We start from the raw sequence: 14,435 nt of genomic DNA, 5'->3' as shown, positions 1-14,435 counted from the left end.
TCCTCCCGCCCCGACGCAACCACCACCGCCCGATCCCCATGCACAGCACGACCAACCGCCAACGAATACGCAACATCCGCCAACACCACACCCGGCCGCTCCACCACAAACGACCGCAACCGAGCAGCCTGACCACACAACGCCCCAGACCCACGCCCCGACAACACAAACGGCAGCACCGCCGGTGCCTGCCCGGAGTCCGCCTCACCGGTCTCAGGTTCCCTGCGCGACGCCGTCGAGGCGGGCGGGGCATCGCTGATGACCAGGTGGCAGTTCGTGCCGCCCATGCCGAAGGAACTGACGCCGGCGATCAGAGGGGTGTCGGCCGATTCCCACGAACCGAGGTCCTGCTGCACTCGGAGATTGAGCTCGTCCAGCGCGATCTCCGGGTTCGCCAGCTCGTAGTTGAGACTGGCCGGGAGTTCGCGGTGGCGGATCGCCATCGCCACTTTGATGAGGCCGGCGATCCCCGCGGCTGCCCCCAGATGCCCCAGGTTCGTCTTGACCGATCCGACGGGCAGCGGTCGCGTTCGCGGCCGGGCGGAGCCGACGACGGCACCGAGCGCGGAGGCCTCGACGGGGTCGCCGGCGGGTGTTCCCGTTCCGTGCAACTCGACATACTGGAGTTGTCCGGCACTGATGCGAGCGCGCTCGTGAGCGCGGCGCAGGACGTCTTGTTGTGCGAGCTCGTCGGGCTGGGTGAGGGCGTGGCCGTTGCCGCCGTGATTCACGGCGCTCCCGAGAATCACGCATTGAGGGGTGTCACCGTCGGCAAGGGCGTCCTCAAGCCTCTTGAGCACGACGAGACCGCCGCCTTCGCCCGGCACATAACCGTTCGCGCGAGCGTCGAAGGTGTAGCAGCGGCCGTCCGGTGACAGCGGACCCCAACGGTCCGCGATGTCCGCGGACTCCGGCAGCAGGTTGAGCTGCACGCCGCCCGCGACGACGAGGTCCGACTCACCGGTGAGCAGACTCTGGCAGGCGAGGTGGACGGCGACCAGCGACGACGACTGACCGCTGTCGATGCCCACACTGGGCCCGCGCACGTCCAGGAAGTGGGAGAGCCGGTTGGCGATCAGCGAACGTTCGGTGCCGGGGTAAGTGTGCCGGGTCGCCGCAGTGGCACCGTCGCGGTGCACGAGGTGGGCGTAGTCGTCGGCGAAGGCGCCCACGAAGACACCGAGTCGGCCGCCGCGCACGCTGTCCGGCACGATCCCCGCGTCCTCCAGCGCCTCCCACCCCAGCTCCAGCACGAGTCGCTGCTGCGGGTCGACGGACGCCGCCTCGCGGGCGGAGATGCCGAAGAACTCGGCATCGAACTCGTCGACGGCGTCGAGGAACCCGCCCCAGGGGGGCGCGACCGTCCTGTTCGGGCCACGTCGTCCGGGCGGGCGCTCGGTGATCGCGTGACGTCCCGCGGCCAGGAGGCGCCACAGTTGCCGAGGCCCGTCAGCGCCGGGGAAACGGCAGGACGCACCAACCACCGCGATGTTGCCGTCTTGGGCCCGGACATCCACCCGGATCGTCCCCTTCCACGTTCGAATCGCGTCTTGCAGGTCCACGGCAGCGAGCGTCATTCACCGTGAGTCGTCGGAGGACAACGTGAGTTGTAAGAGGGCCCGCCAAGAGGGCCCGCCCGCACAAGAAATAGGCCTTGGACCGGATTACCCGACGGCCGACATCAGTCGGTCAGGACCGCGGAAAGTCCCACCTCGTCGCGGACTCCCATCCGGCAATTCCCGCCCACCCGTAGACCCGTTCGGGATTCAGCCGGAACACCGGAGCGCTCTGGCCGAAACGCGTGTGGACGCGATCCTCGCTCACCGTGAGTTCCCAGTCGTATTTCACCCCGACGCCTTCGGCCAGCACGTTGATGTCGTCGTTCCCGAGCACTCGGGAGCAACTGCCCTCGATCATCACGACGTCCTCGCCGACCTGCAGGTTCACGGAGGCCCGCGGGTTGACCTTCAGGAATTCGCCGGAGCGGTTCTGGCTCGAGAACCAGAAGGTGTCCTGCTCCCAGATGCCCCACAGGGGCCTGCTGTGCGGGTGCCCGTCCGGGCTGGTGGTGACCAGCCAGTAAGTGGCCGCGGACTTCAGCAGATTCTCCGCCCAGCTCCACGGTTGTGTCGGCCCCGGAGCGGTCTGACGGAAGATGAATGCCGGCGTCCCCGTCGGCTTCTCCTTGTTGTCCAACACCTCGGCAGTCATGCTGCTGTCCCTTCGCTCGTCCGCTGCGGGCGACCAGCGAGACGCACCGGTCTGGCTTTCGCGGTTCATGCTCGCAGTGCGACTGCGACAACGACACCCCGGAAATCCGCGCGCCGACCGGGAGGGCGACTAGGGGGGTTAGGGGGTGCCCGCGACGACGACGTAAGAGCATGGTTGTTCACGCGACCGCCCAGAGGCGGTTCTGATCGTGCTCCCGCCCAAGCCTTTTCGGCGCAGCTCTTCGCCGGACCGCCGGACCGCCGGCCTCAGCAGACGCCTGCCACGTGTCCAGGCATGACAAGTCCGGGGTATGCCGGACCACTCCGGGGTCCCCCGGGCCACTGGAACAGACAGAGACAGATGGGGTTGCTCGTATGGAGAACGAGGACAAGCTTCGCCAGTATCTCAAGTTGGTCACGAGCGACCTCTACCAGGCTCGCAAGAAGATCACGGAGAGAGAGGCCCAGGACACCGAGCCGATCGCCATCGTCTCGATGGCGTGCCGCTTGCCCGGCGACGTCTGGTCGCCGGAGGACCTCTGGGAACTGGTCTCCAGTGGCACCGACGCGATCGGCGACTCGCCGACCGACCGGGGCTGGGACATGGACAGCATCTACGACCCGGAGCCCGGCAAACCCGGAAAGACGTACACCCGCGAGGGCGGCTTCATGTCCGGCCTGGCCGACTTCGACGCGGACTTCTTCGGCATCTCCCCGCGCGAGGCTCTCGCCATGGACCCGCAGCAGCGGATCGTCCTCGAGGCCGCCTGGGAGTCGTTCGAACGTGCCGGCATCGACCCGGAGACCCTCCGCGGCACCGAGACGGGTGTGTTCATCGGCTCCAACACCCATGACTACGTGCCGTTGACCGTCACGGCGCCCCGCGAGGTCGACGGCTATCTGCTGCTGGGCAACGCACCCAGCGTGCTCTCCGGCCGCGTCGCGTACACGTTCGGCCTCGAGGGCCCCGCCGTCACCGTCGACACCGCCTGTTCCTCCTCGTTGGTCGCGATGGACTACGCCATCCGGGCCCTGCGCCGCGGCGAGTCCACGATGGCTCTGGCCGGCGGCGTCGCGTCGATGTGCTCGCCCCTGGTCATGGTCGACTTCAGCCGGCAGCGCGGCATCGCGCCCAACGGCCGGTGCAAGGCGTACGCGGACACCGCCGACGGCACCGGCTGGTCGGAGGGGGTCGGCCTGGTCCTGCTCGAGCGGCTCTCCGACGCACAGGCCAACGGCCACCCGGTACTGGCCGTCATCCGTGGTTCGGCGATCAACCAGGACGGTGCCTCCAACGGCCTGACCGCTCCCAACGGACCCTCCCAGCAACGGGTCATCCAGGCGGCGCTGGCCGACGGCCAGGTTCCGATGGAGCAGGTCGACCTGGTCGAGGGGCACGGCACCGGCACCCGGCTGGGCGACCCGATCGAGGCGCAGGCCCTGCTGGCCACGTACGGACGCAAGAAGAAGAACGGGGAGCCGCTGTGGCTGGGCTCCCTGAAGTCGAACGTGGGTCACACCCAGGCGGCCGCGGGCGTCGCCGGTGTGATCAAGGCGGTGATGGCCATGCGCCACGGCGTCCTCCCCAAGACGCTGCACGTGGACGAGCCGACGCACGAAGTGGACTGGTCGGCCGGCGGCGTCGAGGTGTTGACGGAGAACCGCCCGTGGCCGGAGAACGAGTGGCCGCGCCGGGCAGGCGTGTCGTCGTTCGGCATGAGCGGTACCAACGCGCACGTCATCATCGAGGAGGCGCCCGCGCCGGAGGCGGTCGAGGCCGAACCGGTCAGCGCGCAGCCGACCGCCTTGCCGTTCCTCCTCTCCGCCCGTACTCCGCAGGCCCTGGCCGGCCAGGCGACGCGGCTGCGCGACTGGCTCGCCGAGGAGGACGTCGCCCTGCTCGACGTCGCGAAGTCGCTCGCGCTGCGCCGTACGACGTTCGAGCACCGCGCCGCCGTGGTCGCGGGCACCAAGGAGGACCTCCTCGCGCAGCTCGACCTGCTGGCCGGCGGCGGCAGCGGTGCCACGGCGATCGTCGGCACCGAGTCCCGCGGTCTCACCGCGGTGTTGTTCCCCGGACAGGGCTCGCAGCGCACCGGCATGGGCGCCCAGCTCGCGGCCGCGTTCCCGGTCTTCGCCACGGCGTACTCGGAGGTGCTGGGGTGGCTCGACCCCGAGCTGCCGCGGATCATCGCCGAGGGCGGCCCGACGCTGGACCGGCCCGAGTACGCGCATCCCGCGCTGTTCGCGATCGAGGTGGCGCTCTACCGGCTGGTCGAGTCGTGGGGGCTGCGCCCCGACCACCTGCTCGGCCAGTCCTGCGGAGACATCGCGGCGGCGCACGTCGCGGGTGTGCTGTCGCTCGAGGACGCGGCCACCATGGTCACCGCCCGGGCCAGGCTGATCCAGACCTCGGCCGCCGGCGTGATGGTCTCGGTCGCGGCCGGCGCCGACGTGGTGGAGCCGGTCATCGCCGGCTTCGAGGGCGTGTCGCTCGCCGGTATCAACAGCCCTGGCTCAGTCACCCTCTCGGGACTGGAGGGCCCGGTCGAGGCGGCCGTGGCACGACTGACCGAGCTCGGCCACTCGTGCCGCACGCTGCGGGTCGGCGTCGCGGGCCACTCAGTCACGATGGAGCCGATCCAGGCGCAGTTCCGGGCCGTGGTCGAGACGTTGACCTATTCGCCTCCGACCATCCCGCTGGTGGTGCCCGCCGAGGTGCTGTGCACCCCCGAGTTCTGGGTGCGGCAGATGCGCGAACCGGTGGACCTCGTCGGCGGCGTGGCCCGGCTGCGCGAGCGCGGCGTCACCCGACTCGTCGAACTGTCGCCCGCCGCGTCGATGAGCAGCGACGTACGCAAGTGCTACGGCGACGCGTCGGTGGTGGTCACGCCGTCCCTCCGCAGCCGGCGCGACGAGGTGGAATGCGTCTCCGTGGCGATGGCCACCCTGCACGCCGCCGGTGTCGAGGTGGACTGGGCCGCCTTCTTCGCCGGCACCGGCGCCCGAAGTGTCGACCTGCCCACCTACGCGTTCCAGCACGAACGCTTCTGGCTGGAGACGAGCCACGTCGGAGGGCACGACCTCGGTTCGGTCGGCCTGCGCTCGGTGGACGCCCCGCTCCTGGGTGCCGGCGTATCGCTCGCCAACGACGGCGGCTTCCTGTGCACCGGCCGGCTGTCGCTCTCCGCCCAGCCCTGGCTCGCCGACCACGCCCTGTTCGGCCGCACCCTGCTGCCCGGCACCGCGTTCGTCGAGTTCGCGCTGCGCGCGGCGGACCAGGTCGGCTGTGAGCTGGTCGAGGACCTGACCATCGAGGCTCCGCTGCTGCTGGAGCGGGGCGGCGTGGCGCTGCAGATCGTGGTCGGCGAGCCGGAGGAGTCCACCGACCGGCGGTCGATCACCATCTGGTCGCAGCAGCAGGACCCGGACTCCCCCGACACCGAGGCGGCCTGGACACGGCACGCCGGCGGTTTCGTCTCGGGGACCGCCGGCGCGGGCCGCGACGATCCCGAGATGGCCGAGTGGCCGCCCGCCGGTGTCGAGGAGGTCGGAGTCGGCGACTTCTACGAGACGTTCGCCGCGGCCGGGTACGGCTACGGGCCGGTGTTCCGCGGTCTGAAGGCCGCCTGGCTGCGTGACGGGGAGGTCTTCGCCGAGGTGGCGCTGCCCGAGCAGGTGGGCGACGCCGGCGCGTACGGCATGCACCCCGCCCTGCTGGACGCCGCGCTGCACGCGATCGCGGTCACCGGCACCACCGAGGGTGCCGTCCCCTTCGTGTGGTCGGGCGTCCGGCTGCACGCCGTCGGTGCCTCCGCGCTGCGCGTTCGGCTGACTCCGGTGGGGACCGACACGGTGGCACTGCTGGTCGCCGACGGGACCGGCCGCACGGTGCTGTCCGTCGACTCGCTGACCTTGCGGTCCGCCACCGCGGAGCAGATCGCCGAGAGTACTTCCAAGGCCCGTGGCCCCCTCTACGAGATCGAGTGGGTTCCCGCCGGTGAGGCCGAGGCCCCGTCGCCCGCCGGCTGGGCGAACCTGGGCGGCGGCGCGCCCACGACGGGCACGGCGTACGACGGCTTCCCCGCGCTGCAGGCCGCCCTCGACGCGGGGGGCGAGGTGCCCACCGTGGTGCTGGCCGCTCCCGGTCCCGACCACGACGACGACGTGGCCGCGAGCGTGCACTCGGGTGTCAACCGGATGCTGGAGCTGGTGCGCCACTGGCTGGCCGACGAACGGCTGGCCGCCTCACGGCTGGTCCTGGTCACCCGGGGCGCGCTGGCCACGTACGAGGGTGAACACGTCCGCGACCTGACCGGTGCGGCCCTGCACGGCCTGTTCCGCTCGGCGCGTGCCGAGAACCCGGGCCGGCTCGTCCAGGTCGACCTCGCGCCCGGCGAGCCCGACACCGCCGTGGAGGCGGCGCTCGGCGCCGGGGAGGACGAGGTCGCCGTACGCGCCGGCACGACCCTGGTGCCGCGCCTGGCCAAGGTCTCCTCCTCGACGACGCTCACCGTGCCGGCGGAGACGGCCGCCTGGCGCCTGTCCGCCCCGGATCCCGGCACTTTCGACGGGCTCGCCCTGATCGAGTCGCCGGAGGCGGTAGCGCCGCTGGCCGAGGGCGAGGTGCGGATAGCCGTCCGGGCCGCCGGCGTGAACTTCCGGGACGTCATGTCCACCCTGGGCCTGGTCCGCGGTCAGGAGGTGCTCGGCGGCGAGGCGGCCGGAGTGGTGACCGAGGTCGGCCCGGGAGTCACCGGTCTCGAGCCCGGAGACCGGGTGATGGGCCTGTTCTTCGGGCCGTTCGGGCCGGTGGCCGTGGGCGACCACCGGATGGTGGTACCGATCCCGGACGAGTGGTCGTACCTGGAGGCCTCGACCGTCCCGATCACCTACCTGACCGCGTACTTCGGGCTCGTCGACGTGGCCGACCTGCAACCCGGCGAGTCCGTGCTCGTGCACGCCGCCGCCGGTGGTGTCGGCATGGCGGCCGTGCAGCTGGCCACCCATCTGGGCGCCGAGATCTTCGCCACCGCCGGCCCCGCCAAGTGGGCGGCCGTTCGCGAGCTCGGCATTCCCGGCGAACGCGTCTCGAACTCCCGCACCGCGCAGTTCGAGTCCGATCTGCTCGGCGCCACCGACGGCCGCGGCGTCGACGTGGTCCTCAACTCGCTCACCAACGAGCTCGTGGACGCCTCGCTGCGCCTGCTGCCGCGCGGCGGCCGGTTCGTCGAGATGGGCAAGACCGACATCCGCGACGCCGACTGGGCGGCCGAGGCGTTCCCCGGTGTGCGCTATCAGGCGTTCGACCTGCTCGCGGTCGCCCCCGAACGGGTCCACGAGATGTTGACCGAGCTGCTGGACCTGTTCGGCCGGGGCGTTCTGACCCTGCCTCCGACCACCACCTGGGACGTCCGCCGGGCCCCGGACGCGCTGAGGTTCCTCAGCCAGGCCCGGCACATCGGCAAGATCGCCCTGACCGTCCCGGTGCCCGTCGATCCGGCCGGGACCGTGCTCGTGACCGGCGCCTCCGGCGCGCTGGGCGGCCTGGTCGCCCGGCACCTGGTCGCCGAACACGGCGTACGCCACCTCGTGCTGGCGAGCCGGCGCGGCCCGGACGCCCCCGGCGCCACCGAGTTCGCCGCCGAGCTGACCGGGCTGGGCGCGTCGGTGACGACTGCCGCCTGTGACGTCTCCGACCGCGCGTCGCTGCTCGGGGTGCTGGACGCGATCCCCGCCGAACATCCGCTGACGGCGGTCGTGCACATCGCGGGCACCAGCGACGACGGTGTCGTCGGCTCGCTGACGACCGAGCAGGTGGACACCGTGCTGCGTCCCAAGGTGGACGCCGGCTGGCTCCTCCACGAACTGACCCAGGACCTCGACCTCTCCGCCTTCGTGCTGTTCTCCTCGGCCGTCGGGGCGTTCGGCGCACCGGGCCAGGCCAATTACGCCGCCGCCAACGCGTTCCTGGACGCTCTCGCCCGGCACCGCCGTGCGCTGGGGCTGCCCGCCGTCTCGCTCGACTGGGGCCTGTGGGCCGCCACGAGCCACATGACGACCTCCCTGAAGGAGGCCGACTGGGAACGGATGGCACGCGCCGGCATCAAGCCGCTGTCCGACGAGGAGGGCCTGTCCCTCTTCGACGCGGCCCTCACCGTCGGGGCCCCGGTCGTGCTGCCGGTCCGGCTCGACCTGGCCGCGTTCCGCGGAGAGGTGCCGCCCCTGCTGCGCAACCAGGTCTCCGGGCGGGTGCGGCGTGCCACCGTCGCCAGTGGCGGCGGCGCCGGCTCGTGGACCCGCCGTCTGCTCGCCCGGCCGCCGGCCGCCCGGCACCGGATCGTCCTGGACGCTCTCGCCGCCGAGACCGCGGCGGTGCTCGGGCACGCGTCGGCGTCGAAACTCTCGCCGGACCGGACGTTCAGGGACATCGGCTTCGATTCGCTGGCCGCGGTGGAGCTGCGCAACCGGATCACCGCCTTCACCGGCCTGCGGCTGCCCGCAACGGTGGTCTTCGACTACCCGGACCTCACTTCGCTGACCGAGTACGTGCTCGGCGAGGTGCTCAGCGCCGGCTCCTCCGCGTCGGCGGCACCCGCGGTCGCCGCGGCGGACACCGGCGGCGACGCGATCGCCGTCGTCGGCATGGCGTGCCGCTACGGCGGCGGGGTCGACTCGCCGGAGGCGTTGTGGGCCATGGTCGAGGAGGGCCGGGACGCCGCCACGGAGTTCCCGTCCGACCGCGGCTGGAACCTGGCCGAGTTGTTCGATCCCGAGCCCGGCCGCTCGGGCACGACCAACGCCCGGGCGGCCGGCTTCCTGCACGGAGCTACCGAATTCGATCCCGAGTTCTTCGGCATCTCACCGCGTGAGGCCACCGCGATGGACCCGCAGCAGCGGCTGCTGCTGGAGTCGGCGTGGGAGGCGTTCGAGCGTGCCGGTATCGACCCGTCGGCGCTGCGCGGCACGAAGACCGGCGTGTTCGTCGGCCTCAGCGCCCACGACTACGCCAACCTGCTCGCGCTCGAATCGCGCGGTCTCGACGGCCACCTGCTGACCGGGACGGCGCCCAGCGTGGCCTCGGGCCGCATCGCCTACGAGTTCGGCCTCGAGGGCCCCGCGCTGACGGTCGACACCGCCTGCTCGTCCTCGCTGACCACGCTGCACATGGCGGCCCAGGCGCTGCGGACCGGTGAGTCCGACCTCGCGCTGGCCGGCGGTGTGGCCGTGATGTCCACGCCGGTGGTGTTCCAGGAGTTCGCGCTGCAGGGCGGCCTCTCCGCGGACGGCCGCTGCCGGGCGTTCGGCGCGGACGCGGACGGCACCGGCTGGGCCGAGGGCGTCGGGCTGCTCGTACTGGAGCGTCTGTCGGACGCCCGCCGCAACGGCCACCAGGTCCTCGCGGTGGTGAAGGGCTCCGCGGTGAACCAGGACGGCGCCTCCAACGGGCTGACCGCGCCCAACGGCCGCTCGCAGCAGCGGGTGATCCGAGAGGCGCTGGCCAATGCCGGTGTCTCCGCCGCCGATGTGGACGTCGTGGAGGGGCACGGCACCGGCACCAGGCTCGGCGACCCGATCGAGGCGCAGGCGCTGCTGGCGACGTACGGGCGGGAGCACACCGAGGAGGCCCCGCTCTGGCTCGGCTCCCTGAAGTCGAACCTGGGCCACGCGCAGGCGGCCGCCGGCGTGGCCGGGGTGATCAAGATGGTCCAGGCGCTGCGGCACGGCCGGCTGCCCCGGACGTTGAACGCCGAGGAGCCCACCCCGCACGTGGACTGGTCGGACGGTGGCGTGAAGCTGCTGACCTCGGCACAGGAGTGGCCGGAGCGCGACCGGCCCCGGCTCGGTGCCGTCTCCGCGTTCGGAATCAGCGGCACCAACGTGCACGTGGTGCTGGAAGAGGCACCGAAGGAGCCGGAGGGGCTGGAGGGGCCGCCCGCTCCGCCCGGGTCCGGTCAGGTGCTCGCGCAGTCCGTCAAGCCGTTCGTCCTCTCGGCTCGCGGCGCGGCGGCACTGCGCGATCAGGCGGCCAGGCTCGGCGCCCACCTCGCGGAGCACCCGGAGGTGGACCTCGACGCCCTCGGCCGCTCGCTCGGCGGCCGGGCCACGCTGGAGCACCGGGCCGTGGTGCTCGCCGAGGACCTGGGCGCGCTGACCGCGGGGCTCACGGCGATCGCCGGCGGCACGACGGACTCCCACGAGGACGTGGTGCTGGGCGACGGCGGCGACGCGAACCAGCCGGTCTTCGTCTTCGCGGGTCAGGGTGGCCAGTGGAGTGGCATGGCCCTCGATCTCTGGAACAGCAGCCCGCTGTTCGCCGCCGCCATGACCGAGTGCGACGCGGCGCTGGCCCCGCACGTCGACTGGAACGGCGCCTCGCTGTCGGACGTGCTCACCGGCGCTCCGGGCGCGCCGGGTCTGGAGCGGGTGGACGTGGTGCAGCCCGTGCTGTTCGCGGTGATGGTGTCCCTGGCACGGCTGTGGAGGTCGCTCGGGGTCGAACCGGCAGCGGTGGTCGGTCACTCGCAGGGCGAGATCGCGGCGGCCGTGGTGGCCGGTGTCCTCACGCCGGCCGACGGCGCCCGCATCGCCGGGTTGCGCTCGCGTCTGATCGCCGGCCTGACCGAGCGCGGCGGGATGGGCTGGATCGGTCTGCCGGTCGCCCGGGTCCGGGAACGGCTCGCCGACCACCCGGGGCTCGGCGTCGCCGCGGTCAACGGGCCGCGGTCGGTGGTCGTCTCCGGCGCCGCCGACGAACTGCAGAGCCTGTGCGCGGCGCTCGCGGCCGAGGAGGTCCCGGTGCGCACGCTCCTGGTCGACTACGCGTCGCACTCGAACGCGGTGGACGAACTGCGCGCCGAGCTCGTCGACGCGCTGGCCGACGTCGTGCCCGCGGAGGCGGAAGTACCGTTCTACTCCACGGTCACCGGCGGGCGGGTCGACGGCACCGGGCTGGACGCCGACTACTGGTACCGCAATCTCCGGGAGACGGTGCGGTTCAGCGAGGCCGTCGAGGCTCTTCTGGACGACGGGCACGGCTGCTTCGTGGAGCTGAGCGCGCACCCGGCCCTCGTCGACGCGGTCGAGGCGGTGGCCGAGGCGCGGGACGCCGAGGTCGCAGCGTCGTGGTCGTTGCGGCGCAACGGCGGTGACGTCGCGTTCACCCGCTCCCTGGCCACGGCCTTCGTGCACGGGGCAACGGTCGGCTGGGGGAAGGTGTTTCCCGCCGGTGGCCGGATCGACCTGCCCACTTACGCGTTCCAGCACCGCCGGCTGTGGGTCGAGCCCGCCGGCGCGGTGACCGCGAGCGCCGCCGACCTGGGGCTGGCGTCCGCCGATCACCCCCTGCTGGGCGCCGCCGTGGAACGCGCCGGCGAGGACCAGGTGCTCTTCACCGGCAGGTGGTCGCTGGCGACCCATCCGTGGCTGGCCGACCACGTCGTGCTCGGCACCCTCCTGCTCCCCGGAGCCGCCTTCGTCGAGCTGGTCACCCACGCCGGGCGTCACGTCGACTGCGCCCGCTTGGAGGAACTAACCTTCCAGGCACCGCTGGTGCTCTCGGAGAAGTCGGGTGTGGCGGTGCAGGTCGCGGTCGGCGCCGCCGACTCCACCGGTCGGCGTCCGGTCACCGTGCACTCGCGGCGCACCGGGTCGGGCACCGACAGCAGGTGGATCCTGCACGCGGAAGGCACGCTCGCTCCCGTCGGTACCGGCCCGGTGCCGGGCGACCTGAGGGCCTGGCCGCCGGCCGGCGCGGAGGCGGTCGAGGTGACCGGCCTCTACGAACGGCTCGCCGAGCGCGGATACGCCTACGGGCCCGCCTTCGCCGGGATCCGTGCGCTGTGGCGGGACGGCGAGGACATGTACGGCGAGGTCGCGCTGCCGGACACGGTCCGTGCCGAGGCGGGGCGGTTCGGCCTGCACCCGGCGCTGCTGGACGCCGCCCTGCAGGTGCCGGTCGCCGGACTGATCGACAGCGAGAGCCAGGCGGTGATGCCGTTCTCCTGGAACGGCATCACCGTGCACACCCGGGGAACCAGCTCGCTCCGGGTCGCTTTCCGGCGCAACGGCCCCGACTCCTCCACGATGCTGCTGGCCGACGGCGCGGGCGACCCCGTCGCCTCCTTCGACTCCGTCGTCGCGAGGCCGGTCAGTCGTGCACAGCTGCGGAGCGCCGTGAACGCCGCGGACGACACGGACGCCGACGACGCGAACTACCGCGTCACGTGGCGCGCGCTGCCCGACGGCACGCGTACGCCGATCGACGGTACCTGGCTGGCGGTGGTCCCCGAGGGGCAGCCGGCCGGGGGCTGGGCCTCGGAGACCGTGCGCCGACTCGCCGCCCACACACCGAAATTGGAGACCTGGGTCGTACCGTGCGGCGACCTCGACCGGGCGGCGCTGGCCCAGCGGCTCCGCGAGTTCGCGGCCAACGGCACGGGCCCGGTCGGGGTGCTGTCGCTGCTGGCCGAGGACGAGACCCCGTGCGAGGACGCGGCGGCGCTGCCCCAGGGGCTCGCGGGCACGGTGGTGCTCACCCAGGCCCTGCTCGACGCCGAACTCGACGCCCCGGTCTGGGCGGTGACCCGGGGCGCGGTGGCGGCCGGCCCCCAGGACCGCATCGGCTCGCCCGCCCAGGCGCTGGTCTGGGGATTCGGACGTGTCGCCGGCCTCGAACACCCGCGGCTCTGGGGTGGCCTGATCGATCTGCCGGAGACGGTGGACGACCACGCGGTCGCCGAACTGGCCGGTGTGCTCGCGGGCAACGGCGAGAACGAGGTCGCCGTACGCTCCGGGGCCGTCCTGGCCCGCCGTCTGGTCAGGGCGGCGGCACCCGACCAGGAGCCGCCCGAGTGGCGGCCGAGCGGTACCGTGCTGGTGACGGGTGGCACGGGTGGCCTCGGTGCCGAAGTGGCCCGCTGGCTGGCCGACCGCGGTGCCGAACATCTGGTGCTCGCCAGCCGCAGCGGCGCCGAGGCGGCAGGGGCCCGGCGCCTGGTCGAGGAACTGGCCGCCCGGGGCGTCTCGGTCTCGGTGACGGCCTGCGACGTCACGGACCGGGCCGCCGTGGCCGAGTTGCTGGCCTCCGTTCCCGCCGATCGCCCGCTGACCGCGGTCGTGCACGCCGCGGCCAGTCTCGACGGCGGACCGATCGCCGACACGACGCTGACCGAGTTCGGCGACATCCTGGCGGCCAAGGTGCTCGGTGCGGCGCACCTCGACGAGCTGCTCGACCACGACAGCATCCAGACCGTGCTGCTGTTCGGCTCCATCTCGGCGACCTGGGGCGTCGGCAACCAGTCCGCGTACTCGGCGGCCAACGCCTACCTCGATGCCCTGGCGCGGGAACGGCACGACCGCGGCGGCCGCACCGTCTCGGTGGCGTGGGGCCCGTGGGAGGCCGGAATGCTGGCCGAGGACGAGGAGACGGCCGACTCGCTGCGCCGCGGAGGTCTGCCCCTGCTGCCGGTGGACTCCGGTCTGGCGACCCTGGACCGGATTGTCGCCGAGGACGAACCGTGCCCGGTCGTCGCACGAGTCGAATGGGCCCGGTTCCATGCCCGCTTCACCTCGCTGCGGCCCAGCCCGCTGCTGGCCGACCTGCCGGACGTCCGCCAGCTGCGGACGGCGGAGTCCCCGGCCTCGGCCGAACGCGGCGCGGCCCTGATCGAGAAGCTCGCCGCGCTGCCGGAGGAGGACCGGGAACCGGCCGTGCTCGATCTGGTCTGCTCGCACGTCGCGGCCGTGCTCGGCCACGACTCTCCGCAGGAGATCGATCACAGGCGGGCCTTCAAGGACGTCGGCTTCGACTCGATGATCGCCGTCCAGCTGCGCAACCGGCTCAACGCGGCGACCGGGTTGCGGCTGCCGGTGACGCTGGTCTTCGACTACCCGAATCCGACGATCCTGGCCTCGTTCCTGCGCTCCGAGGTGGCCGCCGCCGTGCCGTCGCCGACGGACGCGGCACTGGCCGAGTTCGACCGGCTGGAGGCGTCGCTCTCCGCGCTGCCGACCGAGGAGACGGAAGTGCGCGACGTGCTCGTCGGCCGGGCGCGAGACCTGCTGAGCCGGCTCTCGGGTCCGGCGGAGGCGGCGAGCGCCGAGGGCGACGTGGCGACACTGACGGCGGCCTCCGACGACGAACTGTTCAGTTTCATCAACACGCAGCTCGGCCGCCGGGACGAGTGATCCCCGTACGCACGTGGAACGTGCCGGGGCGTCGGA

The 14,435-nt window shown here is 72.6% G+C and carries 3 protein-coding genes; 1 reads left to right on the top strand and 2 read right to left on the bottom strand.

Features of this window, described 5'->3' with window-relative positions; all coding sequences use genetic code 11:
* A partial coding sequence (locus IG94_RS0108755) for a beta-ketoacyl synthase N-terminal-like domain-containing protein (protein ID WP_248783062.1) occupies nt 1–1,562 on the bottom strand: 1,562 nt, incomplete at its 3' end.
* Nucleotides 1,563–1,689: 127 nt separating this feature from the next.
* Entirely contained in the window at nt 1,690–2,211 is a 522-nt protein-coding gene (locus IG94_RS0108750; RefSeq protein ID WP_031033163.1) for a pyridoxamine 5'-phosphate oxidase family protein, read from the bottom strand.
* Nucleotides 2,212–2,585: 374 nt separating this feature from the next.
* Between IG94_RS0108750 and IG94_RS0108745 the strand changes: the two genes are divergently transcribed.
* Nucleotides 2,586–14,399: a type I polyketide synthase gene (locus IG94_RS0108745; RefSeq protein WP_031033161.1), complete on the top strand. Its 11,814-nt coding sequence runs from the start codon at nt 2,586–2,588 to the stop codon at nt 14,397–14,399.
* Nucleotides 14,400–14,435: the final 36 nt, after the last annotated feature.

Origin of the sequence: Streptomyces olivaceus, from assembly GCF_000721235.1 — a bacterium.
Taxonomy (GTDB): domain Bacteria; phylum Actinomycetota; class Actinomycetes; order Streptomycetales; family Streptomycetaceae; genus Streptomyces; species Streptomyces olivaceus.
This window is presented reverse-complemented; position numbering and strand designations above follow the sequence as displayed.